31 protein-coding genes and 1 pseudogene are annotated in these 23373 nt (G+C 70.4%); 15 read left to right on the forward strand and 17 right to left on the reverse strand.

The window, feature by feature from the left end:
* Position 1 precedes the first annotated feature (1 nt).
* From IFU30_RS03210 to IFU30_RS03230, 5 genes are read left to right on the forward strand one after another with little or no spacing between them, the layout of a single operon-like run.
* Positions 2-1162, forward strand: a complete 1161-nt coding sequence (locus IFU30_RS03210; RefSeq protein ID WP_192004285.1) for a hypothetical protein — start codon at positions 2-4, stop codon at positions 1160-1162.
* A gap of 16 nt (positions 1163-1178) precedes the next feature.
* A complete protein-coding gene (locus IFU30_RS03215; RefSeq protein WP_192004286.1) occupies positions 1179-1748 on the forward strand; it encodes a hypothetical protein in 570 nt (189 codons plus the stop codon).
* Positions 1749-1793: 45 nt separating this feature from the next.
* Positions 1794-2309: an ASCH domain-containing protein gene (locus IFU30_RS03220; protein ID WP_441005543.1), complete on the forward strand. Its 516-nt coding sequence runs from the start codon at positions 1794-1796 to the stop codon at positions 2307-2309.
* A 36-nt stretch (positions 2310-2345) separates the two neighbouring features.
* Positions 2346-2831, forward strand: coding sequence for an NUDIX domain-containing protein (locus IFU30_RS03225; protein WP_229939788.1), 486 nt, complete (start codon positions 2346-2348; stop codon positions 2829-2831).
* Positions 2828-3490: an HAD-IA family hydrolase gene (locus IFU30_RS03230; protein ID WP_192004287.1), complete on the forward strand. Its 663-nt coding sequence runs from the start codon at positions 2828-2830 to the stop codon at positions 3488-3490. The genes IFU30_RS03225 and IFU30_RS03230 overlap by 4 nt, the downstream gene beginning before the upstream one ends.
* On the opposite strand, the gene IFU30_RS03235 is transcribed toward IFU30_RS03230, so the two are convergent.
* The 6 genes from IFU30_RS03235 to ykgO all read right to left on the reverse strand — a co-directional run bounded on the left by IFU30_RS03235 (position 3440) and on the right by ykgO (position 9129).
* On the reverse strand, positions 3440-5101 hold the full coding sequence (locus IFU30_RS03235; protein WP_192004288.1) for a RecQ family ATP-dependent DNA helicase: 1662 nt from the start codon (positions 5099-5101) through the stop codon (positions 3440-3442). The genes IFU30_RS03230 and IFU30_RS03235 overlap by 51 nt on opposite strands.
* Before the next feature lie 208 nt (positions 5102-5309).
* Positions 5310-6119 (reverse strand): class I SAM-dependent methyltransferase, encoded by an 810-nt coding sequence (locus tag IFU30_RS03240; RefSeq protein ID WP_192004289.1) that lies wholly within the window; start codon positions 6117-6119, stop codon positions 5310-5312.
* A complete protein-coding gene (locus IFU30_RS03245; RefSeq protein ID WP_079704734.1) occupies positions 6116-6913 on the reverse strand; it encodes an ABC transporter ATP-binding protein in 798 nt (265 codons plus the stop codon). Before IFU30_RS03245 ends, IFU30_RS03240 begins: the two co-directional genes overlap by 4 nt.
* Positions 6910-7914, reverse strand: a complete 1005-nt coding sequence (locus IFU30_RS03250) for an ABC transporter substrate-binding protein (RefSeq protein WP_192004290.1) — start codon at positions 7912-7914, stop codon at positions 6910-6912. The genes IFU30_RS03245 and IFU30_RS03250 overlap by 4 nt, the downstream gene beginning before the upstream one ends.
* Before the next feature lie 34 nt (positions 7915-7948).
* Positions 7949-9010, reverse strand: coding sequence for a FecCD family ABC transporter permease (locus IFU30_RS03255; protein WP_249404628.1), 1062 nt, complete (start codon positions 9008-9010; stop codon positions 7949-7951).
* The gene (gene ykgO / locus IFU30_RS03260; RefSeq protein ID WP_064295097.1) at positions 9007-9129 is read right to left on the reverse strand and encodes a type B 50S ribosomal protein L36; all 123 of its coding nucleotides are present in this window, start codon (positions 9127-9129) and stop codon (positions 9007-9009) included. The genes IFU30_RS03255 and ykgO overlap by 4 nt, the downstream gene beginning before the upstream one ends.
* A 281-nt stretch (positions 9130-9410) precedes the next feature.
* On the opposite strand from ykgO, the gene IFU30_RS03265 reads away from it, so the two are divergent.
* Positions 9411-9791 (forward strand): hypothetical protein, encoded by a 381-nt coding sequence (locus IFU30_RS03265; protein ID WP_192004291.1) that lies wholly within the window; start codon positions 9411-9413, stop codon positions 9789-9791.
* Between the two features lie 19 nt (positions 9792-9810).
* On the opposite strand, the gene IFU30_RS03270 is transcribed toward IFU30_RS03265, so the two are convergent.
* Both IFU30_RS03270 and IFU30_RS03275 read right to left on the reverse strand, forming a co-directional pair.
* Positions 9811-10698 (reverse strand): serine hydrolase, encoded by an 888-nt coding sequence (locus IFU30_RS03270; protein WP_192004292.1) that lies wholly within the window; start codon positions 10696-10698, stop codon positions 9811-9813.
* A gap of 52 nt (positions 10699-10750) precedes the next feature.
* Positions 10751-12151, reverse strand: coding sequence for an MFS transporter (locus IFU30_RS03275; protein WP_192004293.1), 1401 nt, complete (start codon positions 12149-12151; stop codon positions 10751-10753).
* A gap of 60 nt (positions 12152-12211) precedes the next feature.
* Here IFU30_RS03275 and IFU30_RS03280 point away from each other — a divergent pair, with 60 nt between their 5' ends.
* Positions 12212-12859 (forward strand): TetR-like C-terminal domain-containing protein, encoded by a 648-nt coding sequence (locus IFU30_RS03280; protein WP_192004294.1) that lies wholly within the window; start codon positions 12212-12214, stop codon positions 12857-12859.
* Here the strand turns inward: IFU30_RS03280 and IFU30_RS21005 are convergent.
* A pseudogene (locus IFU30_RS21005) lies at positions 12818-13009 on the reverse strand (alpha/beta hydrolase); the annotation flags it as partial. The gene IFU30_RS03280 and the pseudogene IFU30_RS21005 sit on opposite strands and share 42 nt — an antisense overlap.
* Positions 13010-13046: 37 nt before the next feature.
* Here IFU30_RS21005 and IFU30_RS03290 point away from each other — a divergent pair.
* Together IFU30_RS03290 and IFU30_RS03295 are read left to right on the forward strand one after the other, a co-directional pair.
* Positions 13047-13589: a GNAT family N-acetyltransferase gene (locus IFU30_RS03290; protein WP_342450796.1), complete on the forward strand. Its 543-nt coding sequence runs from the start codon at positions 13047-13049 to the stop codon at positions 13587-13589.
* Positions 13590-13612: 23 nt separating this feature from the next.
* Positions 13613-13759: a hypothetical protein gene (locus tag IFU30_RS03295; protein ID WP_192004296.1), complete on the forward strand. Its 147-nt coding sequence runs from the start codon at positions 13613-13615 to the stop codon at positions 13757-13759.
* A gap of 48 nt (positions 13760-13807) precedes the next feature.
* Here the strand turns inward: IFU30_RS03295 and IFU30_RS03300 are convergent, their stop codons facing one another.
* The 3 genes from IFU30_RS03300 to IFU30_RS03310 are packed head-to-tail and all read right to left on the reverse strand — an operon-like array spanning position 13808 to position 15105.
* Entirely contained in the window at positions 13808-14125 is a 318-nt protein-coding gene (locus tag IFU30_RS03300; RefSeq protein ID WP_192004297.1) for a transcriptional regulator, read from the reverse strand.
* Entirely contained in the window at positions 14122-14628 is a 507-nt protein-coding gene (locus IFU30_RS03305) for a hypothetical protein (protein ID WP_192004298.1), read from the reverse strand. Before IFU30_RS03305 ends, IFU30_RS03300 begins: the two co-directional genes overlap by 4 nt.
* Positions 14629-14685: 57 nt before the next feature.
* Positions 14686-15105 carry an Lrp/AsnC family transcriptional regulator gene (locus tag IFU30_RS03310; RefSeq protein WP_192004299.1) on the reverse strand — a complete coding sequence of 140 codons (420 nt, stop codon included), beginning with the start codon at positions 15103-15105 and terminating at the stop codon, positions 14686-14688.
* 70 nt (positions 15106-15175) lie between these two features.
* Between IFU30_RS03310 and IFU30_RS03315 the strand changes: the two genes are divergently transcribed.
* A complete protein-coding gene (locus tag IFU30_RS03315; RefSeq protein ID WP_192004300.1) occupies positions 15176-15826 on the forward strand; it encodes a LysE family transporter in 651 nt (216 codons plus the stop codon).
* 146 nt (positions 15827-15972) lie between these two features.
* Here IFU30_RS03315 and IFU30_RS03320 read toward each other — a convergent pair whose 3' ends face one another.
* From IFU30_RS03320 to IFU30_RS03335, 4 genes are all read right to left on the reverse strand, one after another.
* Positions 15973-16494: a tetratricopeptide repeat protein gene (locus IFU30_RS03320; RefSeq protein ID WP_192004301.1), complete on the reverse strand. Its 522-nt coding sequence runs from the start codon at positions 16492-16494 to the stop codon at positions 15973-15975.
* A 44-nt stretch (positions 16495-16538) separates the two neighbouring features.
* Positions 16539-16790: a hypothetical protein gene (locus tag IFU30_RS03325; protein ID WP_192004302.1), complete on the reverse strand. Its 252-nt coding sequence runs from the start codon at positions 16788-16790 to the stop codon at positions 16539-16541.
* Entirely contained in the window at positions 16787-17044 is a 258-nt protein-coding gene (locus IFU30_RS03330) for a hypothetical protein (protein WP_192004303.1), read from the reverse strand. Before IFU30_RS03330 ends, IFU30_RS03325 begins: the two co-directional genes overlap by 4 nt.
* Before the next feature lie 126 nt (positions 17045-17170).
* On the reverse strand, positions 17171-17683 hold the full coding sequence (locus IFU30_RS03335; protein ID WP_192004304.1) for a GNAT family N-acetyltransferase: 513 nt from the start codon (positions 17681-17683) through the stop codon (positions 17171-17173).
* A 133-nt stretch (positions 17684-17816) separates the two neighbouring features.
* Between IFU30_RS03335 and IFU30_RS03340 the strand changes: the two genes are divergently transcribed.
* Positions 17817-18971 (forward strand): epoxide hydrolase family protein, encoded by a 1155-nt coding sequence (locus IFU30_RS03340; protein ID WP_192004305.1) that lies wholly within the window; start codon positions 17817-17819, stop codon positions 18969-18971.
* Here IFU30_RS03340 and IFU30_RS03345 read toward each other — a convergent pair.
* Positions 18955-19950 (reverse strand): helix-turn-helix transcriptional regulator, encoded by a 996-nt coding sequence (locus IFU30_RS03345; RefSeq protein ID WP_192004306.1) that lies wholly within the window; start codon positions 19948-19950, stop codon positions 18955-18957. The genes IFU30_RS03340 and IFU30_RS03345 overlap by 17 nt on opposite strands.
* A 141-nt stretch (positions 19951-20091) precedes the next feature.
* Here IFU30_RS03345 and IFU30_RS03350 point away from each other — a divergent pair, with 141 nt between their 5' ends.
* The 4 genes from IFU30_RS03350 (at position 20092) to IFU30_RS03365 (ending at position 23275) form a co-directional block, all read left to right on the forward strand.
* Entirely contained in the window at positions 20092-21303 is a 1212-nt protein-coding gene (locus IFU30_RS03350; protein ID WP_192004307.1) for an inorganic phosphate transporter, read from the forward strand.
* Positions 21304-21314: 11 nt separating this feature from the next.
* A complete protein-coding gene (locus IFU30_RS03355) occupies positions 21315-21623 on the forward strand; it encodes a hypothetical protein (RefSeq protein WP_192004308.1) in 309 nt (102 codons plus the stop codon).
* Positions 21624-21625: 2 nt separating this feature from the next.
* Positions 21626-22327 carry a DUF3349 domain-containing protein gene (locus tag IFU30_RS03360; RefSeq protein WP_192004309.1) on the forward strand — a complete coding sequence of 234 codons (702 nt, stop codon included), beginning with the start codon at positions 21626-21628 and terminating at the stop codon, positions 22325-22327.
* A gap of 81 nt (positions 22328-22408) precedes the next feature.
* A complete protein-coding gene (locus tag IFU30_RS03365) occupies positions 22409-23275 on the forward strand; it encodes a zinc-ribbon domain-containing protein (protein WP_192004310.1) in 867 nt (288 codons plus the stop codon).
* Positions 23276-23373 lie beyond the last annotated feature (98 nt).

Consider the following 23373-nt stretch of genomic DNA (forward strand, 5'->3'; position numbering starts at 1 on the left):
CATGCTTCGTCTGATCGCCTTCGCGGCTCTCGGTGCTCTGCTCGGCGGCGTGATCGTCATCGCCGTCGGCCCTCCCGACGTCGGGTACGCGGTTGCCGGTGTCGCGCTCCCGGTCTGCATCTTCGCGACCGTGCTCTCGCTCGTCGGCCGCTCGATGGGCAGTGCGATCGGTGCCTCGCCCGAGGCCGTGCAGCAGGCCAAGGACGCTCGTCGGCTCGGGATCGCCCGCGTCGATGCGCTCCGTCAGACCGGCACCCAGATCAACGACCAGCCACTGTGCGAACTCGACCTGACCGTCCAGCCCCTCCACGGAGCGGCGTTCGCGAGCACGATGCGCTCCGTCGTCCCGCTGACCGCCATCCCGATGTTCCAACCGGGCACCGAGCGTGACGTCGCCATCCTGCTCGACGGCGGGCCGGAGGTCGCGTTCATCGACGCTGGCGAGCTCTCGGCCGACGAGCGTGCGCGGTTGCGAGTCCCGGCTCGGGCGTCCGTCCCATTCCTCCCCGTCGAGCCGCACCGGCGCATCGTCGACGGACGGCGACGCGGACCGTTGCTCGGCGTCGGCCGGGCCGGTCGTCCCGGCCGCTTCGCCCTGTTCGCGATCGTCGCCATCGCGGCAGCGGCCATCGTGGTCGTGCCGTACCACCAGTCCGTCGCGCAGGCGATCGTAGCCCTTGAGGACGGACGCCTCCGACCCGACCTCCATCGTCCGGAGGCGCTCGCGGAGGCGCAACGGGCGCTCCAGGAGGCGATCGGTCATGACCGTGTGGTGTCGATCACGGTCGCCGCCGATTTTGTCATCGTCCAGGCGCCGCTCACCGTGGGGGATACGAAGACCGACCGGTGGGAGTACCGGTACGGTCAGGTCACCAACGACGGCGAGGCGAGCATCCAACCCGAATCGGCGGCCGAGCAGTTCTCCTGGTCGGACGTCGCGCTCGACCGCGTCTGGGCGCTGATGCAGGACGGTGCCGAGCAGGTCGACCTACCCGTGGGTGACGCGCTCGCATATGTCGTCCGCTCGACCGACACCGATGTCGACAGCCCCACCTTCGCCCGTCCGGCCGGACCGCCGCAGATCACCTTCAGTATCGGTGACGACTACGGTTCCACCTCGTTCGTCGCCGATGCGGACGGCTCGGGCCTCACCGCGCGGTGAGCGGCATACTGTCCTCATGAACGGTGCACCGCAGTCCTTCCCGCCACTCGTCGTCGGCTCCGACCCGGTGCGTACGGAGCGGGTGACCCGCCCGGCGTTAGTCTTCACCCTGATCGGAGCGGCACTGATCCCGGTGCTCGGGATGCTCCTCGCCGTGCTGACCACGACGTCCGGCGGATTCGCCCTCGGCATGCTGTCCGGACTGTCCTTCAGCGTCATCTCCTGGCTCATGCTGTTCGCGGTGGTGCAGTTCGCGACGGTCCGTGGAGCGCAGTCAGTGGCTCGCACGGTACTGACGCTCGACGCCGACGGCCTCCGCGGCAGCATCCCGCAAGGAGAGGTCTTCCTCCCGTGGGGAGCGATCGAGCGCATCTCGGTCCGCTCACGCGGCAAGTGGCGGATCCTGACCTTCCACCTCGTCCCCGGTCTGACCGCGCAGTCTCCGGGCGTCTCGACGACCCTCCCGCCGCGGTCGTTCGCCGCGCTCGGCAAGCTCGGGTTCCAGGTCGGCGAAGTGGCGATCGACACACCCGTCGACACCGTCCTCGCCGCGACGAACGCGTTCACCGGCGGCCGTCTGCGCTGAGCCATGGTCGACGGCTCTGGCGGATGGTCTGGCACGATCGACGGTATGAACTCCTCGAACGACGCAGCACCGGTCGCGTCGCCCGACCATGACGCTGCGATCGCGATGTGGCAGGCGTACGTCGAGCATCGCGGCGGAGCGCGTGTGGACGACGCCGACTACACGGTCGAGCATTTCGGCGACACGGCCGGGCTGGCCGACGAACTGCTCGACATCGTCCTGAGCGGACGGAAGCGGGCCACCGCCGAACTCGTCTCGGAGTTCGCGCACCGCGGGGACCCGCTACCGCGGATCGGGTCGCACTGGATCGCGTGCGACAGTACCGGGGACCCGCGGATCATCATCCGCAGCACCGCGCTGCGCATCGGACCGTTCGGGAGTGCCGACGCCGCGTTCGCGTTCGCCGAAGGTGAGGACGACCGCACGCTCGAGAGCTGGCAGCGCGAACACCGGCGCTACTGGGAGCGGACCAGCGCGGCCCGGGGCGCGGTGTGGTCGGAGTCCGAGGACATCGTCTTCGAGCACTTCGCCGTGGTGTGGCCGCCGGAGCACGCCGACTGACACGTTCCGGTCAGACCGGTTCCGTAGACTCCCCGCATGCCGATGTCCGACTACGTCGCCTCGATCCGCGCCCACATCGGGACCGGGTTCCTCATGCTCCCAGGGGTCACCGCGGTGATCAGGGACGGGGACCGGTTCCTCCTCGGTCGCCATCACCACTCCGGCTTGTGGAGCCTGATCGGCGGCGGCGTCGAGCCGGGTGAGGAGCCCGCCGACGCGCTCCTGCGCGAGGTCCTCGAGGAGACCGGCGCCCGGGTTCGCATCCGTGGGATCGTCGGGGTGTACGGCGGTGAACCGATGATGGTGCGCTACCCGAACGGCGACCACGTCGGGTACGTCACCACCGCGTACGACTGCGAGCTCCTCAGTGAAGCGACCGCGGACCCCGAGGAGCTCCTCGAGCTCGGCTGGTTCGCGCGGGACGAGATCCCGACCCTGCCGCGACGCGATTGGATCGATCGCGTCATCGGCGACGCCCCTGGACATGAGTCGGCGGGTAGCGAGGAACGGGTCGGGTCGTGATCAGCGTCGTCCTGTTCGACCTCGACGGCGTGATCCGACACTTCGATCCGGCACCGGTTTCCGACATCGAGGTCAGGTACGGGCTGCAGCCCGGTGCGCTCGCCGGGATCGCCTTCGCGGCGCCGCTCATCGACGAGGTCACCACCGGCCGGATCACGAGAGTCGAATGGGTCAGCCGGATCGGACACCTCGTCGGTGACCGGGCGGCAGCTGAGGAATGGGGTGCTCAGACGTGGTCGGTCGACGACGCGCTACTGGACCTGTCCGATGAGATCCGCGCCGCCCGGCTGAGGACGGCGGTGCTCACGAACGGCACGGACACCATCGCTGCGGAGCTGGCGACGTCCGGCATCGCCGACCACTTCGACGCGATCTTCAACTCGGCGGACATCGGCTTCGCGAAACCCGACGTCCGAGCGTTCCAGCACGTGCTCGATGCGCTGCAGGTGCGGGGCGAGGACGTGTTCTTCACCGATGACTCGGCAGCGAAGCTCGCCGGAGCAGCACGCCTGTCGATGTCCACGCACCGGTTCACGACGGTCGACGACCTTCGGGGTCGCCTGCACGCCGCGGGAGTACCGGTTCGCGGTGCGCAGGCGCCCGAGCGCTCAGGCCGAGGCGAGCTCTCGGGCGGTGAGGACGCCGGTCTCGAGCGCTGAGAGCGCCACGACCTTGTAGCCCTCGGCGTCGAAGAAAATGGTGACGCGGTCGGGCTCGACGCCCATCACGGTGCCTGGACCGAACTCCTCGTGGTGCACCGCCTGGTCGACATGCAGCGGCGAACCGGCGACGGCATCTCCGGACCCGGCGCGCTCCTCCTCCTGGTGTGCCTCATGCCGTTCGCAGCCGTCGCAGTTCCCGCACCATTCCGCTGCCTCGACACCGAAGTACTCGAGCAGCACCCGCCGGCGGCAGTGCGACGTCTCGGCGTAGGCACGCATCATGGCGAGCCGCGATTCAGCGATCCGCTCGCGTGACTCGAGCGTCTGGCGCACAGCGCCGATCGCGCGCTTCGGACCGATCTCGTCGATCGCCCGGACGCCGTCGGCGGTGTCGACGAGGCCGGCGTCCGCGAGGTCGTTGACGAGGCGGGCGACCGTGCGGCGCGGCCGATCGAGCTGCTCGGCCAGATCGCCGACGCTCGAACCCGGAGCAGCGCGGACGGCCCGCCAGACGGCGCGCAGTGCGGATTCCGACACCGAACGCTTGGTGAAGAAACGACGGAGACCGAGGTCCTCCGCGCGGTAGTGGAGCGCGGTGGTGGCCGGTTCGCCGTCCCGCCCCGCACGACCGACCTCCTGATAGTAGGCGTCGAGCGATTCGGAGGTCGTGGCGTGCAGGACGAAGCGGACGTCTGCGCGGTCGATCCCCATGCCGAACGCCGAGGTGGCGACGACGACGTCGAGTTCGCCGGCGCGCCAGCGGTCGTGGACGGCGCGACGCTCTTTCGACGACAGGCCCGCGTGGTACGCGGCCACCTGTCGTCCGTCGGCGGCGATCTCCTCCGCGTATCGGGTCGTCTCGGCTCTCGTGGCCACGTAGACCAACCCGGGGGCGGTCCAGCTGCGGGCCTCGTCGACGACCGCGGCCCGTTTCTCCGCTTCGCTCTCGTGGCGGCGCACGAGGAGCCGGATCTCCGGTCGGTCGACGCCGTGGACCTGGACGTCCGGGTCGTGCATGCGCAACCGTTCGATGATCTCCGAGCGGACGGGCCCGGAGGCGGTGGCAGTCATGGCGAGGACGGGCGGGTCGCCGAAGTCGTGACGGACGTCGGCCAAGCGGAGGTAGTCGGGCCGGAAATCGGTCCCCCACGAGGACACGCAGTGCGCTTCGTCGACGACCATCAGGGACACGCCGGCCGCCCGGAGTCGAGCGACGGTCTCCTCGTTCGCGAGCTGCTCCGGAGCCAGCAACACGTAGACCGGGCCGCCCTGGTCGATGAGGTCCCATGCCGCGGCGACGGCGGCCGTCCCGAGCGAGGCGTTGAGCGCGACGGCCGGCGGTGCGTCCGGTGCGTCGGCGATCGAGGCGATCTGGTCGGCCTGCAGGGCGACCAGCGGCGAGATCACCAGGGTAACGCCGCCGCGCTGGGCGCCGGCGACCTGGTAGACGGCCGACTTCCCGCCGCCGGTGGCGAGGACCAGGAGCGTGTCCCGGCCTGCGACGGCCGACTGGATCGCCTCGCGCTGTCCCGGCAGGAACGTGTCCCACCCGAATTCCTCGCGGGCGATGCGGGCGAGGGAAGCGGCGGACGAGCGAGAAGAACCCATGTCGGCGACGCTACCTCCGGGGACCGACGTGCAGTTGACTCTTGACGACCGTGCCTGGCTCTGCAACTGCGATCCGTCGAACGCTGTCGGTGGCCTCGTCTACCGTGGGATCCGGTCGACGTCGCATCCTGAGCAGACAGTCCTCGGGCCTCACCGGTGAGGCTTGGGCGAGACATCTTCGCGACGTCGGCCCGCCCCGGCGTGGCGATCAGTGCGGCATGATGCCGTAGAGCACGTGGTCGTCGAGGTACTGCCAGACGGTCCCGGTCTCGCTGAACCCCGCGCTACGGAGCGTCTCGAGGTGGAAGCCGAGGGTGACCTTCGGCGGAGCCTGGTGGATCGACTCGCCCCAGACCTCGTCGCGTCGGCGGAGCGCGTCGGCGTAGCGCGGCGTGGCCGCAACCGCGTCCCACCAGTCGTCCCACGTGTCGGTGTCGCCCGAGAAGGTCTCCTGCTGCATCGCTTCGTCGTCGGCGCGGGCGATCCCGGCCAGGGTCGGTTCGTGGTGTCCGCCGTACAAGAGGTGATCGCCGTTCAGGACGATGCCGCCCGGCCGGATGAGTGCGGGCAGCGCCCGGTAGACCTCAACGAGCTCGGCGGGCTGCAACCAGTGCAGCGCGGTCGACGAGACCACGGCGTCGAATGGTCCGTCGCCGATGTGCGGATGCGTGATCCAGTCGCTCAGGGACAGGTCGACCTCGGCGATCGAGAGCCGCGGGTCAGCGGTCGCGAGGTCGGCGGCGATGGCGAGGAGCGCGGGGTCCTTGTCCGCGACGACCGCCTGACCGTTCGGGACGGTCGCGAGGACGTGCTCGGCGAGGGAGCCCGTCCCGCCCGCGAGATCGAGGATGCGGGGCGCGGGCGAATCCGCGCAGATCGCCGCGACGACGCGCGCGATCGTGTCGAACCGCTCGGCTCGATGCCTGATGTAGCCGGTCTGCTGCGCATCCCAGCGCGATGCGAGGCTCCGAGCGGTCGCGAGCGTCGTCGCGGCGCCGGCTGAAGTGGATTCGGTCATGAGGACTCCTTGGTGTCGGGGTGGAGGTGTCGTTCGGGTGGCAGTGAGAATTCGAACCGCACCCGGCCGGCCGCGTCTTCGAGCCGCTGGGTGCTCACGTCGTAGACCCGGTCGATGAGGCCGGGATGCAGGACGTCGCGGGGCGGGCCTGCCCCGGCGACGCGGCCGTGGTGGAGGAGGACGAGGTGGTCGCAGACCCGTGCCGCGAGGTCGAGGTCGTGCAACACGACCACCACGGTGGGCGCGATCGTGCGCAGGAGTGCCACGACCTCCAGCCGATGTCTGAGGTCGAGGTGGTTCGTGGGTTCGTCGAGCAGGGCGTGCGGTGCGCGCTGCGCAAGCGCCCTGGCGAGTGCGACCCGCTGGAGCTCGCCGCCGGACAGGGTGGCCAGGCGGTCGAACGCGCGAGGGGTCAGCCCGACCGTGTCGATCGCACCGGCCACCTGCTCATCGTGCGCGGTGCCGCCGGCGCGCAGCACCCCTCGCTCGGCGAGACCACCCAACGACACCTCGTCGACGACGCGCAGCCCCGGGTCAGGGTCGATGCGTTGGCCGACCTCGGCGACCGTTCGGGCGATCCACCGTCGGCGCCGCGTACGGATGTCCTGACCGTCGACGGTGATGCGTCCGCTCACGACCGGGACGGCCCGCACGAGCGCGCGCAGCAGTGTCGTCTTCCCGCCGCCGTTCGGCCCGACGATGCCGGTCACGCTGCCGGTCGGCGCGGTGAAGGAGACGGCGTCGAGCAGCGTTCGGCCGCCGGAGCGGACGGTCACCGCCGCGGCTTCGATCATCCCAGGCCGTCCAGGAGTCGGGCGAGCTCGCCGGGCCCCCGGACCGAAAGCACGCTCGGCGGATCCGTGTACGGGAAGCGGAGGGCCACGACTCGGTCTTCACGGACAGCACGCAGTCCGGAGACGCCCGGCGTGTTCAGGAAGGTGTCGATCGTGCCCTGCGGGTCGCCGCTCGAGTACAGCAGCACGATCGTGCCGGGATCGCGGGAGATGATGTCCTCCACGCTGGCATCGAAGACCCGCTGATCCGAGTCCGCGTACACGTTGGTGAGACCTGCGGCCGCGAAGACCGGGGTGACCATGCTCGGGCCGCCGTATGGTGACAGCACGGCCCCGCCGGACGAGACGTAGAGTGCCGCGGCCGTCCCCGCAGCGGGAGCAGATGACTGCACCGTCGCCTTCGCCGCGGCGATGGCTTGCTCCGCTTGGTCGCCAGCTCCGAGCAGACTTCCGAGTGACCGGACGTCGTTCCAGACCCGGTCGAAGGTCGCGGTCGTGCTGAGCTCCGGGTCCGGGTTCGAGCAGTACGCGGTGGGGGAGTAGACGGGGATTCCACTCGCCGCCAGGGCGTCGCGGTCCACGGCGTTCTCAGGGGCGATGACCAGATCAGGTGACGCGCCGAGGATGCTCTCCTGGGAGACGACCGAACCACCCGTCGCATTCTGCTCGGTGGTGAGCGGCGACAGGGCGTCGAGCGCGTCGTACGTGGCGTCCGCATACAGTCCGGGTTGCGGGGTCGCGGTGATGGCGACGATCCGGTCGACGGCTCTCAGCGCCTCCAGGTTGGGGAGCTCGTCGTCGTTCACGAGCACGATGCGTCGGGCGGGTGCGTCCAACGTGATCGTCGAACCGCAGTTCTCGATGGTGACCGGGAAGCCGGCGTCGCTCGGAGCGGGCGACGTCTCGGCGGCGGTGGTGGCCGTGCAGCCGCTCAGCAGGCCGAGCGCGAGCACGGGGACGGTCGCGGCGAGGAGCGCTCGCCGGAATCGGGGTGTGGTCATCGGTGTCTTCCGTTCTGATGGATGGGTGGGGAGCTCATGCCTCAGACCGGGCGCCTTGGCCCTGCCGGAGGAGCACGAGGAGGAACGGGGCGCCGAGGATCCCGGTGATCACGCCGACCGGGATCTCCTGCGGGGCGAACGCGGTTCGGGCGATGGTGTCGGCGACGACCAGGACGATGCCGCCGAGCAGGGCGGCGACCGGGATCACCGCCCGGTGGCGTCCGCCGACGAGTCTGCGCGCGAGATGCGGGATCACGAGACCGATGAAGCCGACCCCGCCGACGGCCGCGACCGTCACGCCGACCATCGCCGAGACGCCGACCATCAGTCCGATCCGAGCTCGCTCGGGATCGATCCCGACCGATCTGGCCGAGTCGTCGCCCGATGCGAGCGCGTCGGTCCACGGTGCGAGGACGATGAGGGCGCTGAGACCGATGGTCGCCGAGACGGCTGCGGCGAGGAGCGCGACCGGCTGCACCGACGCCAGCGACCCCAGGAGCCAGAACAGCACGGAGCGCGCCGCCTCCGGTGCGTCGCTGGAGAAGACGAGGAAGCTCGTGGTGGCGTTCAGTGCGTATCCGACAGCGAGCCCGGCGAGGACCAACCGCAGGGGCCCGCGGCGGTTCGCGACCCCGGCGAGCAGAACGACCAGCACCACCGCACCGATGGCCCCGGCCAGGGCGGCACCGGCGACCAGGAGTGCGCCGCCACCGCCGATGACGAGCACGACGAGGGCGACACCCGTCGAAGCGCCAGAGTTGAGCCCGAGCAGGTACGGGTCTGCGAGCGCATTGCGGACGAGGGCCTGCAGCATGACTCCGGCGACGGCGAGCACGGCGCCGACGACGAGCCCCATGGCCACCCGCGGCGCTCTCGTGATCCAGACGATCTGATCGACCGAGTCCGGCCAGGGGCCGGGCGCGGCCCCGACGAGGTGCCGGGTGAGCACGCCGAGGACCGTCGCCGGGTCGATGGGGACTGGGCCGATCGCCACGGCGACCAGGATCGTCGCCACGGCGAGCAGGACCAGGCCGACGGTCATCGCCGCGTCATGCCGGCGGCCACGCCGGATGGACGCGACGACGACCTCGCTCAACCCTGACGCGCCTTGAAGCGCGGGTTGAGCTTGTTGATGACGAACACGCGACCGCGTCGACGCACCACTTGTGCGCCCGGCATCTTCTTGAGCGACTTCAACGAGTTCCGGACCTTCATGAACGCAGCCTCCGTATTGATAATGGTTATCAATACCATAGCGCGAGCAACGAACCGCTGTCACATCGGGCGGCCGCTCCGAGGTGTGCTCGCCCGGCAGTGGGCGTGGTGCGCGGAACGACGGTGCCGCGGCCACGACCGCGATCACGACGATGATCGCCGTCGACCACGGTGCTGGTCCGCATGAGGCGTGGGTGGGTGGTGCGGTGGGGTTCGGATCCCGTGCACCGCGGGTGGTCCCGGCGCTGGTATCTTACGGATGGCGCCGACACCATCGGGGTATGACTCCGGATGCGGTGACGAGTGACGAGGTATCGATGCGAACGGTCGGCGTACTGGACAGTGACGACCGCGCCCGCGCGTCTGCCGTGTCCTGGCTCGGCTCCAACGCACCTGATCTGCAGGTGACGATCGCGGCGTCGTCCTGGGGCGAGATGCTCACGGACGACCGCTTCCCGCCGAGCGCGGTCGTCTTGTGCCCGCGAGCCGGGGACCGCGTCGACATCGCGTACAAGGCGCGTGTCTGCCGCATCCTCGACATCGACGTGGTCGTGCTCTCCGACGCTCCGCAGCAGGAGATCCGGTCCGGACACCGGAGCGTCGGCGCCACGTTCGTCTCGACCGTCGAAGCGGCGGCGGGAGTGCTCCGCGCAGGAAGCTGACCCGCGCCCGCAGGCGGGCTCAGTCCGCGGTGTCGGTGAGGAGCGAGGACACGGAGGCCGCGATGCGGTCGGCACCCTCGTGGTCTTCGGCCGTGATGGTGACCACAGCGTCGCCGGCGAAGACGACGAGCTGCCCATAGGCACCGTGGAGTCGCCAGGCCGCGCCCGGACCGTCCCATCCGGCGAGCGCATATCGCTCGTACCCGGCGCCGGTTCCGGAGGGCGCCCAGTCGGTGTGCATGGCGTCGATCCACTCCGGTGACAGGAGTTGTTCGCCCGCCCACCGGCCGCGGTCGCGGATGAGGCGGCCGATGCGCGCGAGTTCCGTGGTGCTGAGCTGCAGCCCTCCGCCGGATGCGATGAATCCGCGGGGGCACCGCTCCCAGGGCGCGTCGTGGATGCCGAGCGGTGCGAGGAGTCGTTGCTCGAGGTAGTCGCCGACGTCGCCGACCCGGGTCTCGAGCGCGCGCATCGCCGTGTAGGTACTGGCGTTCGAGTACTGGAAGACGCGACCACGGGACGGCCTGCTCAGGAACTCGAGGGTCAGGTCAGGCCAGTCGGACAGCAGGGTCGGCGACCAGGGGAGGTCGACGCCGCTCGTCATGTTCAACAGGTGCCGGAGGGTGACGTCGGCGGTGCCGTCGCCGAAGTCGGCTTCAGGGAACACGGTGCCCAGCGTGGTGTCCATCGTGATGAGGCCGTCGTCGATGGCGAGGCCGGCGGCGAGCACACAGACGCCCTTCGCCGCGGAGTGGATGTCCTCACGGACGTCCTCGGTCCAGCGATGCTCAGCCTCGTCGTCACCGGCGAGCACGTGCAGGCCGTGCGCGCCGAAGCCCTGCTCGGCGACCTGCTGGACGATGCGGTCGCGGAGGAGGGCTGCTCGGGTGGTGTCGACTCGGGTCACGGCTCAAGTTTGCCCGACCGGCGCAGAGCGCGGACACCGTTCATCGCAGGGTTCACCGAATGCGACCGGACTTCCCGACGTCCAGTCGTCCGGCGAGCAGAACGCCGAGGAGCCCGAGTGCTGCGGTCAGCCCGAACACCGCGAGGAAGGCCGGGGTCGTCGCTCCGAGTCGGGCGACGACGGCACCGCCGATGCCGGCGATGGTCGCGGTGGCGAGTGTCTGCGCGAGCTGCAGACTCGCGCTGATGCTCCCCGCGGTGTCGGCCGGGGTCGCCGCCATCGTCGCCGAGGTCGCGGCGTTGAAGGCGACGCCCATGCCGATCCCGGCGACGGTCCAGCCGACGATGGCCCACCCCGGCCACACGCCAGGCAGTGCGACGGCGACGCCCATGAGTGCCTCGCCGCCGACGAGCGCGAGGATGCCGGCGCGCGTCGACCGTGCGCGTCTGCCGGGCCGCGCAGTGTCGATCCGCGCCTGCACGAACGACCCGACGGTCCAAGCGAGCGCGCCGGCGGCGAGACCCAGGCCGGCGAGGGTGACGTCGAGTCCGTGGACACTCGTCAAGCCGAGCGGCAGGAAGGCCTCCGAACCGAAGTAGACACCGCAGAGGATGAAGCGGATGACGATCCCCACCGGGGCGCCACGGCGGAGCCGGAGGGTGCCGGACGGCAGGATCCACCGCAACGCCAGGACGGCGCCGACGAGCCCGCCGACGACCAGCGCCACGAGGGCGGGGAGGGCGTCCAGCTCGAGTCCGAGGAGCACAGCTCCAGTGCCGGCGGCGAGCAGGATCGAGAACCACACCGGTGCCGGGAGGCGACGCCGTGAGCCGGATGTCGAGCGCTGTTCCGGACGCGACAGCCGTCGGGCGCCGGGGAGCACGAGCGGGAGGAGGACGAGCGTGAGCGGTGCGATCGACCAGAAGACGACGCGCCAGTCGAGCAGCGAGGTCAGCGCTCCGGCGAACACCGGTCCGATGAGCGACGGGATCGTCCAGGCCGAGGAGAGGAACGCGAACATCACGGCCTGCAACCGTGCCGGGTAGGCGATGCCGACGAGACTGTAGGCGTAGGCCATGATGGCGCCGATGCCCAGTCCCTGGAGGGCGCGGGCCGCGATGAAGACGCCCCACCCCGGGGCGAGTCCCGCGAGCAGGCAGCCGAGCGCGAAGACGATGGTGCCGACGAGGACGGTTCGGGCCGGCCCTCGTCGGTCGATGTCGGTGCCCGCGACGACGGTGCCGACGATGTTGGCCAGCATGAGCGCCGAGAGCCCCCAGCCGTAGCCGCCCATGCCGCCGAGCTCCTCGGCGACCGCCGGGAGGATCGTCGCGACGCCGAGCGATTCGAACGCCACCGCACCGACGCTCGCGAGGATGCCGATCGTGAAGCCTCTGAACCGTGGTGAGAAGACCCCTCCGGTGTCGTCGTCGGTCATCGTGTCATCGGTCATCGCCACTCCTTCGGTTTCATTCCACTACGGAACGTAATGAATCTAGAGTACGATCGTGGAATGGAGCAAACGGAGCGTGTCGATGAGTCCGCGACGAGCCCGCCACCGCCGGGTCGCCCGCGCGACGCGACGATCGACGCGAGAGCGACCGCCGCGGTCGTCGAGATGCTGGCCACCGTGCCCTACAGTGCCCTGACGCTCGAGGGGGTCGCCGCGGCCGCCGGCACGAGCAAACCGGCGTTGCGGCGCCGCTGGGGGAGCCTGCCCGGGGTCGTCGTGCACACGCTCATCTCCGTGCTCGGCACGACGCCGACGCCCGACACCGGGTGCGTCCACTGCGACCTGATCACCGGCATCTCCACCCTGGCGGACGCCTTCCAGGGCTCCCCGATCACCCGGGCGCTTCCGGGGCTCGTGTCCGACCTCGAGGCGGATCCGGCGTTGCGCGAGGTCTTCCGCCGCGACTACTTCGAGGCTCGCCGGGCGACCTCTCGAGCGGTACTTGAACACGCAGTGGAGCGCGGCGACATCCAGGGCGGCCTCGACATGGAACTCACGCTCGACCTCCTGGCGGCCCCGCTCTACTACCGTGCCTTCTTCGGGCACCAGCCGATCGACGACGGCCTGGCCGAACGGACCGTGCTGAGCGTCCTGAACGGCGTCGCGTCAGCCGACTGGCAGCGCCACCACCGAGCGCGGCCCGCCTGAGATCCTCCCGACCCCCGCGCTGAACGCGGTCAGCAGTCGTCGGCCCTCCGGCCAGGCCCCGAGTCCACTCGCGGAGTTCACGTGGCCCTGGCGCCCGATGCCGACCCGAGGCACGCCCCACATGGTGGCGAACTCGGCCGCGCGCGCCTCCGAGCAGTACGGGCCCGGCGAGCACTACCGTTGACGCGTGTTCACCGTGACCGACCTCGCCGACGGCATCGACCTGCGACCCCTGGAACTCGCTGATTCGAGCGAACTCGCCGCTGCGTACGTGCGCAATCGAGCCCACCTCGCGCCGTGGGAGCCCGCTCGATCCGACGAGTTCTTCACCGAGGCTGCGCAGGCGGCCGACCTGCGCAGCAAGGTCGCGGCCACCGCGGCCGGAAGCGCCTACTCGCTCGGTCTGTTCGACGGCACGACCATCGTTGGCCGGTTCAACCTGTCCGGCATCGTCCGAGGTCCGTTCCAGAACGCCGGGTTGGGCTACTGGGTGGACGCGCAGTACGCGGGGAGGGGTCTCGCGACGGCCGTCGTGCAGGCGATCGTCCGGGTGGCGCGCGACGACCTCGGCCTGCACCGCGTCGAGGCCAGCACCCTGCTCCACAACCACGGTTCGCAGCGGGTGCTGCGCAAGGCCGGTTTCGAGCACATCGGCATGGCGCCGTCCTACCTGCGGATCGCCGGCACCTGGCAGGACCACAACCTCTATCAGGTGATCCTGCACCGCTGAATGTCCTGGTGCACACTGGGGTGATGACAACCGCCCGGATCGTCTCGGTCAGCAGCGACGATGAGCATCGCTTCTCCAAACCGCGACGGGACGCGATCACGCTCGTCGCCGGTCTGGGCATCGTCGTCGAGCTCCCGGACGGAGTTGGGGAACCGCTCGCGCCGGTGTAGGCGCGTGCCGGTGGCCGCTTCGGGCGTCGTCAGGACATCGGCTTCGTCTCAGTCCAGGGGTACGCCTTCAGCGATGCTCCGCAGTGCCGCGAGGTGCGCCTCGAGGGCGGTCGATCCGGCCGGGGTGAGGCGCACCCAGGTGAGTCGACGCGAGTCGGCTCGTGCCGACGACCGCTCCTTCCGCAGGGCGATCAGGCCGGCGTCGACCAGGACCTTGAGGTGCTTCGACAGCTTGGCGTCGTCGATGGCGAGCGCGTCGCGGACGACGGAGAACTCCAGTTCGTCGACGTTCCGGAGGAGCCCGCACGCCCGCAGTCGCAGGGGTGCGTGGATCAGCTCGTTGAACGCGGGTGCCGGACTGCTCATCGTGCGGGGATCGTTCCCGAGGTGGCGATCTCCTGGCGGAGCGCAGCGTCGTACCAGCGTCCCAGCACGACCGTCGCCACGAACATCACGCCGGCCGGGATGAGCGCCCACCACGGCGAGACGTCGAGGAACTTGAACGCCACGCTGGTCGACATCGTGACGACGAGCACGACGACCGTCAGCGCGAGGAGGCGCCTGCTGCGCTGGCCGGCGGGTTTCGTCACGACGACCCCGGCCACCCGGGCGTAGCTCGTGGTGAGGACGGGGATCGCGAGGATCCCCAGGGTGATCGCAGCCAGCGGCCAGGCGTCCGGGAGGGCGTGGGCCCCGGCGAAGACGGCGGTGATGAGCCCGAGTGCCGGGTGGTACCACCACGGCGTGATGACGCGGGCGGCGAGCCGCTCGCCGTCGCGGTTCATCGCGTCGAGGGCGATGCGGGCCTCGGCCGCCTGTCGCGATCCTGACGGTGCGTCCGACGCGGCATCCTCGAAGTGGCTTTCCATGATCGCAACTCTATGTCCGAGTTGCGATGATCGCAACTCAAGCTGGTGGCCGTCCGCTCAACGCAGTGCCAGTCGGGTCTGCGTATGGGTCGCGCCTCCGTCGTTCTTCATGCTGCGCAGGAGTCGATCGAGCGCGGCCGTGCCTGGGACGCGGATGTGGACGAGGTAGTCGTAGGCGCCGGTGACGTGCACCGCGTCCCGGATCTCCGGAATCATCCTGGTCCATTCCAGGAACGCCTCCGAGTTCCGCGACGGGTCGAGGCGGACGTCGATGAACGCCTCCAATCCGTCCTCGACGATCGGTGCTTCGGAACCGAGGATCGCGCGGTACCCGAGGATGACGCCGCTCTGCTCCAGGCGTCGCACCCGAGCCGCCGTCGCATTGGTGCTCAAGCCGATCAGCCGGCCGAGCTCACTGAACGATGCGCGGCCGTTCACGCGCAGAACGTCGATGATCTCACTGTCGAGTGCGTCCATACGACACAGTCTGCCGTCTCGCTGAGCGAACGTGCGGTCCTGACGTCGGCCCTCCAGCAGAGTCGTCGACATGGATGCCCTCATCGCCCTGCTCACCGGGTCCGTCGCCGGCCTCGCCCTCGCCGCTCCGCTCGGCGCGATCGGGATCCTCCTGGTGCAGGAGGGTGTCGCCCGCGGGCTACGCAGGGGGCTCCCTGCCGCCTTGGCCGTCGCGACGGTGGATGTGTCGTACTGCACGGCCGCCGTCCTCCTGGGTGGTCTCGCCGGCCCGACCGTGACCGGCTTAGCTCCCTGGCCACAGCTGCTCGGCGGCATCGCCCTCCTCGCGCTCGGCGCACGCGGCCTCCTCAGGGCTCGGGCTGCATTCCGTCCGACGGATGTTCGGAGTGTCGGACGCTCCGGCACGTCAGCGCAGCGGTACGTCCTGTTCCTCGGTCTCACCGCGGTCAATCCGGCCACCCTGGTGTACTTCGCGGCGGTCCTCTCCGGAGTGGCGGGGTTCGCGGAGTCGGTGGTGACGGCGGTCGCCTTCGTCGTGGGGGTCGGCGTCGCGTCCTTCACGTGGCAGGCGCTCCTGGTCGCGCTCGGTGCTGGACTCCGACGCCGCACCGGTCCCGCGTTCCGGCGCTGGTCCGGGTTCGTCGGCGACGGTCTGGTCGTCGTGTTCGGCGTCGCCCTCGTCGTGCAGGCGCTGGAGCGGTGTCCCTCGATCGACTGGTGAGGCTCATGGGCATGATCACGAGCTGCGTTGCGACGGTGTCCGAAGCATGATCGACGGCGACGGCGACGCGCTCGCCATGGTGGTCGTCATGGACCGCGTCCGGACGGCGGGCTGAAGCCGCCGCGCCCGCGCCGTGGGCTGGCGCGTCACGACGGTGGGTTGGCCTCCGGCTCCGCGTCGAGCGAGCGGAGGTACTCGGCGTTGCCGCGGAGGGCCGGCTTGTAGCGGGTGAGCTCCGCCGCATCGACGTGGTCGGCGAGCAGCTCGAGGAGGGCTGCGAGCGCGGTGTCCGCCCGTCCGGCTGCGTGGAGCGTGAGGGCTTCGAAGGCTCCGAGCGCCACCGAGTCGGGGAACTCGGTGCGCGCCCTCGCGAAGACGTCCAACGAGTCGTCGAGCCTCCCGAGGTTGCGGAGTGTGCTCCCGTACTGGAGGAAGCACCGGCGGCGGATGTCACCCGCCAGGCCCAGTTCCATGGCCCGCTCGTACAGGTCGAGCGCCTTCGCCTCCTCGCCCGCGGTGTCGTAGGCGCCTCCGAGTTCATAGAGCACCCGCGGATGGTGGGGATGCTCCTCGGCGATGGGCAGGAGAGCGGCGATGGTCGGGCCCATGTCGGCCCGGTCCCGTGCGGCGAAGATGGCGTCGAGCTGGGCGTCGAGGGTGTCGGTCATGGTCGTTCTCAGATCGGGGACGGGCGGACGTCGGTGGAGCCAGGCTACCGGCCGTGCGCGTCCGGGTCGTCCGCCTCGGCGCTGCCGGCCTCGGTGGTCCGCGGCCGTGCTCGGAGACCGGCGACGAGGATCACGGTCGCCGCGGCGAGCTGAGCCACGATCAGGACGAGCTGGAAGATGTCGCCGCGGTCACCGGACCAGCCGAGCGTCAGGAGGACGCCCAGCTGTGACGCCGCAGCCACGAGCATCACGCTCGCCACGACGATCGTCACCGTTCGGCGCCTGGCCGGCGTCATTCCGAGCTCCTGGGTACGTCGTCGGCGCCGGACCGCTCCTCGTCGCGTGCGCGCTTCGTCAGCCGGTGCAACCAGATCAATGTGCCGACACCCAGCGCGGTCTGAAGGATGCCCAGCACGAGTCCGTTGACGTCGTGTGGGGTCCCGGCCCACGACCAGAGTCGGCTCCCGACCGTCCCCAGCCCCAGCAGGGTGAACGCCACTCCGAACACCACGGACCCGGACCGGTAGCCGGGGTCACTCCACCTGGTCATGGGCGAAGCCTACTGCGGTGGTGGATGCGAGAGCGGAGGCGAGGCGGCATACTGATGCCCGGGCCAGGCGGGGGGTCGCGGGGCGGTCTGCCGAGCTGCGCGGGCCCAGAGCGTTGCGCCTGGTGATCAGCCAGGCGTCTCCCAACGGACTTCACCGTCCTGGATGATCGACGTCGGACGCAGACCCTGACGGTCCGCCACACGCTGGGAAGCCGTGTGCTCCGGGTGGATGAGTGCGGCGAACCGTGTCACGCCCCGGGCGCGGAGCCAGGTCATCATCGCCGCCGTGGCTTCCGACGCCAGTCCCTGGTGTTGGTGGACCGGATCGATCACCCAGGCGATCTCCGCCAGCGGCTGGTCGCCCTCGGACCGCACCGTCGCTTGGACGAAACCGATGAGCCCTCCACCGTCGTTCCGTCTCGCCATCCAGTTGAGCCAGCGTGCTGATGCATCGGCGGGCCCACGCAGTTGCGCGGCGTATCGAGCGGTCAGGGTGTCGAGCGACGGTGGTTCTCCGCCGGTGAACGTGTACAGGCCGGGGTCGGCGAGCACCTCGACCATCGACGCGGCGTGCTCCACGGTCACGGGCTCGAGGGTGAGGCGTTCCGACGTCAGTGGTTCGATCACGGGGCTGGGCATGCATCGAGCATCGCAGCCAGCACCGGCCCCGGGTCGATGTCGACCGGCGGAGGACAGGTCGTGTCCTCGTTCGTTCCTATCGTCGCTGACGTGGCACGGCTCACGGGAGCCGGCACGACGGGAGGAACCCATGATGCACGCCGATGTTCAACCGTTTCGAATCGACGTCACCGCACGTGCGGTGGACGAGCTCAAGCGCCGGCTCGGGGAGACACGGTTCCCGCCGCCCCTGCCGGGCGATGACTGGGGGACGGGCGTGCCGGTCAGCTACCTCCGCAGGCTGGTCGACTATTGGGCGGCCGACTTCGATTGGCCGGCGCAGCAGGCGGCACTGAACGCGTTCCCGCAGTTCACGACCGTGATCGACGGACAGACGATCCACTTCCTCCACGTCCGGTCGACGGTGGACGGGGCTCTGCCGCTGGTCCTCTCACATGGCTGGCCGGGATCGTTCGTCGAGTTCCTGGACCTCGTCGGCCCCCTGACCGACCCCGAGGCGCACGGGCGCTCGGCCGAGGACGCCTTCGACGTGGTGATCCCCTCGCTCCCCGGATTCGGGTTCTCGAGCCCGGTCGTCGAGGGTGACTGGGACGCGGCGCGCATCGGGCTGACCTGGGCGACCCTCATGGAGCGGCTCGGATACGACCGGTACGGGGTGCAGGGCGGGGACATCGGTGCGGCGGTGTCGCCCGAGGTGGCCAGAGCGGCACCGGAGCGTGTCGTCGGGGTCCACGTCAACGGCTCGATGGGCATGCCGCTGGGCGAACCGGGTGCGGCGGACCTCGCCGCGTTCACCCCGTTGGAACTCGACCGTCTCGCGCGAGTCCAGACGTTCATGCGCGACGAGTCCGGCTACATCGCGATCCAGTCGACGCGGCCGCAGACCCTCGCTGCCGGCCTCGTCGATTCGCCGGCCGGCCAGCTCGCCTGGATCATCGACAAGTTCCACGCGTGGACGGTGCCGCACGAGGCGCTTCCGGAGACGATCATCGACCTCGATCGCATCCTGACCAACGTGTCGCTCTCCTGGTTCACCGCGACGGCTGGCACCGCCGCCTACATCGGGTACGCGCAGCACTCGGCCTGGGGAGCGGTCAAGGAACCCTCCGGTGTGCCGACGGGGGCCATCATGTTCGCGCACGACGTCGGGATCCGCAGCATCGCGGAACGGGAGCACACCATCACACGGTGGACCGACGTCAGCGACCGCGGCGGCCACTTCGCCGCCCTCGAGGAACCGCAGCTGCTCATCGACGACCTGACCGAGTTCTTCAGGCCGCTCCGGTAGGACCGCCCGGGTCGTCCGTCCGGGCGGCCCTGCGGGCCTGTGCGGCGACCCTGTCGAAGGCGCTGCGCAGGCCGTCCGGCTCGATCACCTCGACCTCGGCCTGCATCAGCAGCAACCACCTGGCGATCGCGTCGTAGCTGTCGGCCCCCGCGTGCACCAGCGTGACCTTGGGGGTCTCGGCTTCCACGGAGCCCCAGGCCGGAGCGACCCACCGACGCACCGACGCGGCAGGTGCATGCACGCGGACGGTGCAGCCGACCTGCCGCCAACCGACCTGGAGCCCTCGGGTGACCCATTCCTCGACCTCCATGCCGGGGAAGGTGTGCGTCCTGGCCGGCAGCTCGGAGACCACGAGCCCGGACACCCGGTCGGTGCGGAACGTGCGCCAGTCGTCGGCGTCGAGGTCGAACGCCACGAGGTACCAGCGCCGTTCCGTGTGGACGAGACGGTGCGGGTCGACTCGGCGCCGGGTCGTCGTCCCGTCCCGCGACGTGTGGTGGAACTCGGCGCGGCGACGCAGCACGCAGGACCGGGCCAGCTCGCCGAGGAGCCCGATGTCCACCGCCGCGTGATCGATCGGTTCCAGACCGTCCGCCGCGACGTCGACCGTCACCTCCGCCATCGCTCCGACGATCCATCGCACCCGGGGCGGCATCGACGCCTGGATCTTGTCGAGTGAGCTCCGCGCGAGTGTCCGGTCGGCGTCCTCCGTCCAGCGCCGAAGCGCCAGCGCACACGCGAGCGCCTCCTCCGTGGACAGGGAGATCGGCGGGAGCACCGCGCCCGGTTCGATGGAGTAGCCGCCGTCGACGCCCAGACGCGTGTCGACCGGGTACCCGAGGTCTCGGAGCCGCGCCACGTCCCGTCGCAGGGTCCTGGTCGTCACGCCGAGGTCGCTCGCCAGCCGGTCGCTCGCCATGAACCCGTTCCGCTGCAGCATGCCCAGCAGCTGGAACGTCCGTGACGTCGTATCCCACATGGACCCATCATCCTGTGGAGGGGGGACACGGACTGTCCGCCGTAGCACGGTTCCTCCCCGGCTTCCACGGAACGTGAACACTGCGTGAATCCACTCGCGCACCCGTTGTCGATCCCATGAGTGAGGAGCAAGCTCGTCGCCGTGGACCCCATCATCCTGCTCTCGCTCGTCGTGATCACGGCACTCGCCTTCGACTTCACCAACGGCTTCCACGACACCGCGAACGCGATGGCGACCTCCATCGCCACCGGTGCGCTGCCGCCGAAGGTCGCGGTCACCCTCTCGGCGGTGCTGAACCTCGTGGGCGCGTTCCTCAGCATCGAAGTCGCGCTCACCGTCACGAACGCGGTCGTGAAGATCCAGGACTCGTCGGGAGCTCCCGATCCGGCGCTCCTCGAGGGAGGGGGCTCGGCGCTCCTGCTGATCGTGCTCGCCGGACTCATCGGTGGCATCATCTGGAACCTGCTCACCTGGCTGCTCGGTCTTCCGTCGAGCTCGTCGCACGCGCTGTTCGGCGGTCTCATCGGCTCGACGCTCGCGGGCCTCGGCCTGAACGGCGTGAACTGGGCCGGTGACGGCTCGAAGCTCGACGGCGTCGTCGGCAAGGTCATCCTCCCGGCGCTCATGTCGCCGGTGCTCGCCGGCGCGGTGGCGGCGATCGGCACCTGGCTCGTCTTCCGCGTCATCGGCAACCTCGCCCAGGGGCGTCTCCATCGCGGCTTCCGGATCGGGCAGATCGGCAGTGCGTCCCTCGTCTCGCTCGCCCACGGCACGAACGACGCGCAGAAGACGATGGGCGTCATCACCCTCGCGCTCATCGCGGCCGGCGGCTGGGACGACACCGAGTCGGTCCCACTCTGGGTGAAGCTCGCCTGTGCCCTCGCGATCTCGCTCGGCACGTACATCGGCGGGTGGCGGATCATCCGCACCGTCGGCAAGGGCATCGTGGAGTTGAACACACCGCAGGGCATGGCCGCCGAGAGCTCCTCCGCCGCCGTCATCCTCGCCTCGAGCCACCTCGGCTTCGCCCTCAGCACCACGCACGTCGCGACCGGATCGATCCTCGGCTCCGGGGTCGGACGGCCAGGTGCGCAGGTGCGCTGGCGGGTGGCCCTGCGGATGGTCGTCGCCTGGATCATCACCCTCCCGGCCGCCGCGCTCATGGGCGCGGTGATGTGGTGGGTCGGTCACCTCGCGGGCGGGGCGATCGGCGGAATCCTCATGGTCGCGATCCTTGTGGGTGTCGCGCTCGCCATCTACCTGCGGTCGCGCCGCGACAGCATCGGATCCCACAACGTGAACGACGACTGGCAGGACGCCCCCGCCCGCTCGTCGCAGAAGACCGCAGCGTAAGGACGTCGGACATGTTCATGCTCTTCCTCGAAGCCGCCGCCCAGGTGGCCGTCATCGCGCTCGTGCTCGGCGCCGGGCTTCCCGCGCTCTTCGCGCTGGGTGTCCGCTCGTTCGCGGTCGCCGGAGGCGCCGGGTCCGACGACCGGAGCGGGTCGGCCGCGCCGACGATCCCGTCGGCGCTCCTCCGGGCCATCGGCGTGCTGTGCTTCGCCGTCGTCGTCGCCGCAGTGCTGGTCGGACTCACGATCATCGTGGCCACCGGTCTGGGGCAGGAGGTCAACTTCGACCACGTGTTCCCGACCTTCACGCCGAAGGACTGAGGATGTCATCCGAGAACGGGACAGACCTCACCGCCCACGGGTCCGGTGTGGTGGCGCGTGTCGTCGGCTGGCTCCGCGCCGGATACCCGACGGGCGTGCCAGAGCACGATTACGTGCCGCTGCTCGGCATCCTCCGACGGAGCCTCACCCCCGAGGAGCTGGACCAGGTCGTCGAGGGACTGCTCGTCGAGGCGGAGAACGCCGATGCGAGCGGTGAGCCGGTCGGCCACGATCGTCTGCGGGCGCGTGTCGAACAGCTCCTCCTCGGTCCGGCGCTCCCGGAGGACCTCGTCCGCGTCTCCGCCCGGCTCGCGAGCGCGGGCTGGCCGCTCGGCAGTCCGGACGACGTCCGCGCGGTGGCGACTGACCAGGACGACGCCGGTCGGGATGCGCGCGCGACCCTCCTCGAGGAACGCGGAGGGCTGGTCGCCCGCATCGTGCGCTGGCTCCGAGCCGGGTATCCCGCAGGATTCCCCGACCAGGACTTCGTCCCGCTCGTGGCGCTCCTCCGTCGGCGGCTGAGCGACGCCGAGGTGGCCGAGGTGGGTGCGCGCCTCGCGGCCGAGGGCGACACGTCGCTCAGTCGGGTCGACGTCGCGACTGCGATCGCTCGGGTCACCGCGGAGCTGCCGAGCGACGAGGACGTGGAGCGGGTCCGCCGGTCGCTCGCCGACCACGGGTGGCCGAGCGACTTCGCGGTCTGACGGTCGAGCGGTGGTGCTGGAGTGACGACCACCGGGTCCTCACTCGTGGCCGGTGTCGGGGGCCCGTCGTAGGTTCGGCTCGTGCCGGAACGTGTGGAAGCGTGGTGGGCCCGCCGTCAGTGGTCGAAGGGCCTCGAGACGCCGTACCCGGTGGGCGCCTATCGACAGGCGTGGGCGTCGTTCCCCGCGCTCTGGCGTCAGTATCACGCCGATCTCAACGCCGGGATCGTCCTCAGCCAGGTGCCGCCGGCCGCTGATGTCCTGCTGCAGTGGCAGTGCGATCGGGGTCACCGGTTCGTCGCGACGCCGGCGGAGCAGCGCTCGCGGCCCGGACGCGAGCGTCGCCGCAGTGCGTGGTGCCCGGAATGCTCCGACGAGGCGGATCCGTCGAGGATCGTCGCACTGCCGATGCGGGAGTCGGTGACCGATCCGGTGCCCGCGGCCGCGGGGCTCATCCGGGAGCGTCGTGCGCGCCCGAAGCCGTCGCTGTGCGAGAAGACCCCTGACCTGCCGGTGGGGGAGGCCTTCACGTCCGTGTGCGCGCCGAAACCGGCGTCCGCTGTCGAGGCTCAGCTGCGCGCGGATGTCCACGAGCGACTCGCGTTGACCGAAGGACTGAACGCGGTGCGGGTGCAGCGTCCGTTCTTCCAGCACCTGGAGGTGTGGCCCGACCTGGTCTACCCGGAACTGCGCATCGCCATCGAGTACGACAGCATCGGCCGGCACGGACTCGAGCACGTCGGGCGCCGCGAGGAGGTGGACCGACGGAAGGACCGCGCGCTGCGGTCGGCCGGCTGGGAGGTCGTCCGCCTCCGCACCGGGAAGCTCGAACCCCTTGGCCCCCACGATCTCCAGCTCTCGTCGTGGAACCGACGCGCGCTCGACCGGTTGGTCGATACGCTCAGGGCCATCCGGGGTCCGTTCATGGTCGACGCGTATCTGCGCTGATCCGCGAGCGCCACGAGAGGGCGATGATGCGTTACCCTCGTCGCAGAGGGAAAAATCCCGTCGTGCTTCGGCCGGCGGAAACGCACAAGCGTCTCGTG

Origin of the sequence: Plantibacter sp. CFBP 8798 (assembly GCF_014841195.1) — a bacterium.
Taxonomy (GTDB): Bacteria; Actinomycetota; Actinomycetes; order Actinomycetales; family Microbacteriaceae; genus Plantibacter; species Plantibacter auratus.

Excerpts from the sequence above, each read along its gene's own strand:
- IFU30_RS03210 (WP_192004285.1), top strand. The coding sequence starts at position 2 with ATGCTTCGTCTGATCGCCTTCGCGGCTCTCGGTGCTCTGCTCGGCGGC.
- IFU30_RS03215 (WP_192004286.1), top strand. The coding sequence starts at position 1,179 with ATGAACGGTGCACCGCAGTCCTTCCCGCCACTCGTCGTCGGCTCCGAC.
- IFU30_RS03220 (WP_441005543.1), top strand. The coding sequence starts at position 1,794 with ATGAACTCCTCGAACGACGCAGCACCGGTCGCGTCGCCCGACCATGAC.
- IFU30_RS03225 (WP_229939788.1), top strand. The coding sequence starts at position 2,346 with ATGCCGATGTCCGACTACGTCGCCTCGATCCGCGCCCACATCGGGACC.
- IFU30_RS03235 (WP_192004288.1), bottom strand. The coding sequence starts at position 5,101 with ATGGGTTCTTCTCGCTCGTCCGCCGCTTCCCTCGCCCGCATCGCCCGC.
- IFU30_RS03240 (WP_192004289.1), bottom strand. The coding sequence starts at position 6,119 with ATGACCGAATCCACTTCAGCCGGCGCCGCGACGACGCTCGCGACCGCT.
- IFU30_RS03245 (WP_079704734.1), bottom strand. The coding sequence starts at position 6,913 with ATGATCGAAGCCGCGGCGGTGACCGTCCGCTCCGGCGGCCGAACGCTG.
- IFU30_RS03250 (WP_192004290.1), bottom strand. The coding sequence starts at position 7,914 with ATGACCACACCCCGATTCCGGCGAGCGCTCCTCGCCGCGACCGTCCCC.
- ykgO (WP_064295097.1), bottom strand. The coding sequence starts at position 9,129 with ATGAAGGTCCGGAACTCGTTGAAGTCGCTCAAGAAGATGCCGGGCGCA.
- IFU30_RS03265 (WP_192004291.1), top strand. The coding sequence starts at position 9,411 with ATGACTCCGGATGCGGTGACGAGTGACGAGGTATCGATGCGAACGGTC.
- IFU30_RS03275 (WP_192004293.1), bottom strand. The coding sequence starts at position 12,151 with ATGACCGATGACACGATGACCGACGACGACACCGGAGGGGTCTTCTCA.
- IFU30_RS03280 (WP_192004294.1), top strand. The coding sequence starts at position 12,212 with ATGGAGCAAACGGAGCGTGTCGATGAGTCCGCGACGAGCCCGCCACCG.
- IFU30_RS03295 (WP_192004296.1), top strand. The coding sequence starts at position 13,613 with ATGACAACCGCCCGGATCGTCTCGGTCAGCAGCGACGATGAGCATCGC.
- IFU30_RS03300 (WP_192004297.1), bottom strand. The coding sequence starts at position 14,125 with ATGAGCAGTCCGGCACCCGCGTTCAACGAGCTGATCCACGCACCCCTG.
- IFU30_RS03305 (WP_192004298.1), bottom strand. The coding sequence starts at position 14,628 with ATGGAAAGCCACTTCGAGGATGCCGCGTCGGACGCACCGTCAGGATCG.
- IFU30_RS03310 (WP_192004299.1), bottom strand. The coding sequence starts at position 15,105 with ATGGACGCACTCGACAGTGAGATCATCGACGTTCTGCGCGTGAACGGC.
- IFU30_RS03315 (WP_192004300.1), top strand. The coding sequence starts at position 15,176 with ATGGATGCCCTCATCGCCCTGCTCACCGGGTCCGTCGCCGGCCTCGCC.
- IFU30_RS03320 (WP_192004301.1), bottom strand. The coding sequence starts at position 16,494 with ATGACCGACACCCTCGACGCCCAGCTCGACGCCATCTTCGCCGCACGG.
- IFU30_RS03325 (WP_192004302.1), bottom strand. The coding sequence starts at position 16,790 with ATGACGCCGGCCAGGCGCCGAACGGTGACGATCGTCGTGGCGAGCGTG.
- IFU30_RS03330 (WP_192004303.1), bottom strand. The coding sequence starts at position 17,044 with ATGACCAGGTGGAGTGACCCCGGCTACCGGTCCGGGTCCGTGGTGTTC.
- IFU30_RS03335 (WP_192004304.1), bottom strand. The coding sequence starts at position 17,683 with ATGCCCAGCCCCGTGATCGAACCACTGACGTCGGAACGCCTCACCCTC.
- IFU30_RS03340 (WP_192004305.1), top strand. The coding sequence starts at position 17,817 with ATGCACGCCGATGTTCAACCGTTTCGAATCGACGTCACCGCACGTGCG.
- IFU30_RS03345 (WP_192004306.1), bottom strand. The coding sequence starts at position 19,950 with ATGTGGGATACGACGTCACGGACGTTCCAGCTGCTGGGCATGCTGCAG.
- IFU30_RS03355 (WP_192004308.1), top strand. The coding sequence starts at position 21,315 with ATGTTCATGCTCTTCCTCGAAGCCGCCGCCCAGGTGGCCGTCATCGCG.
- IFU30_RS03360 (WP_192004309.1), top strand. The coding sequence starts at position 21,626 with ATGTCATCCGAGAACGGGACAGACCTCACCGCCCACGGGTCCGGTGTG.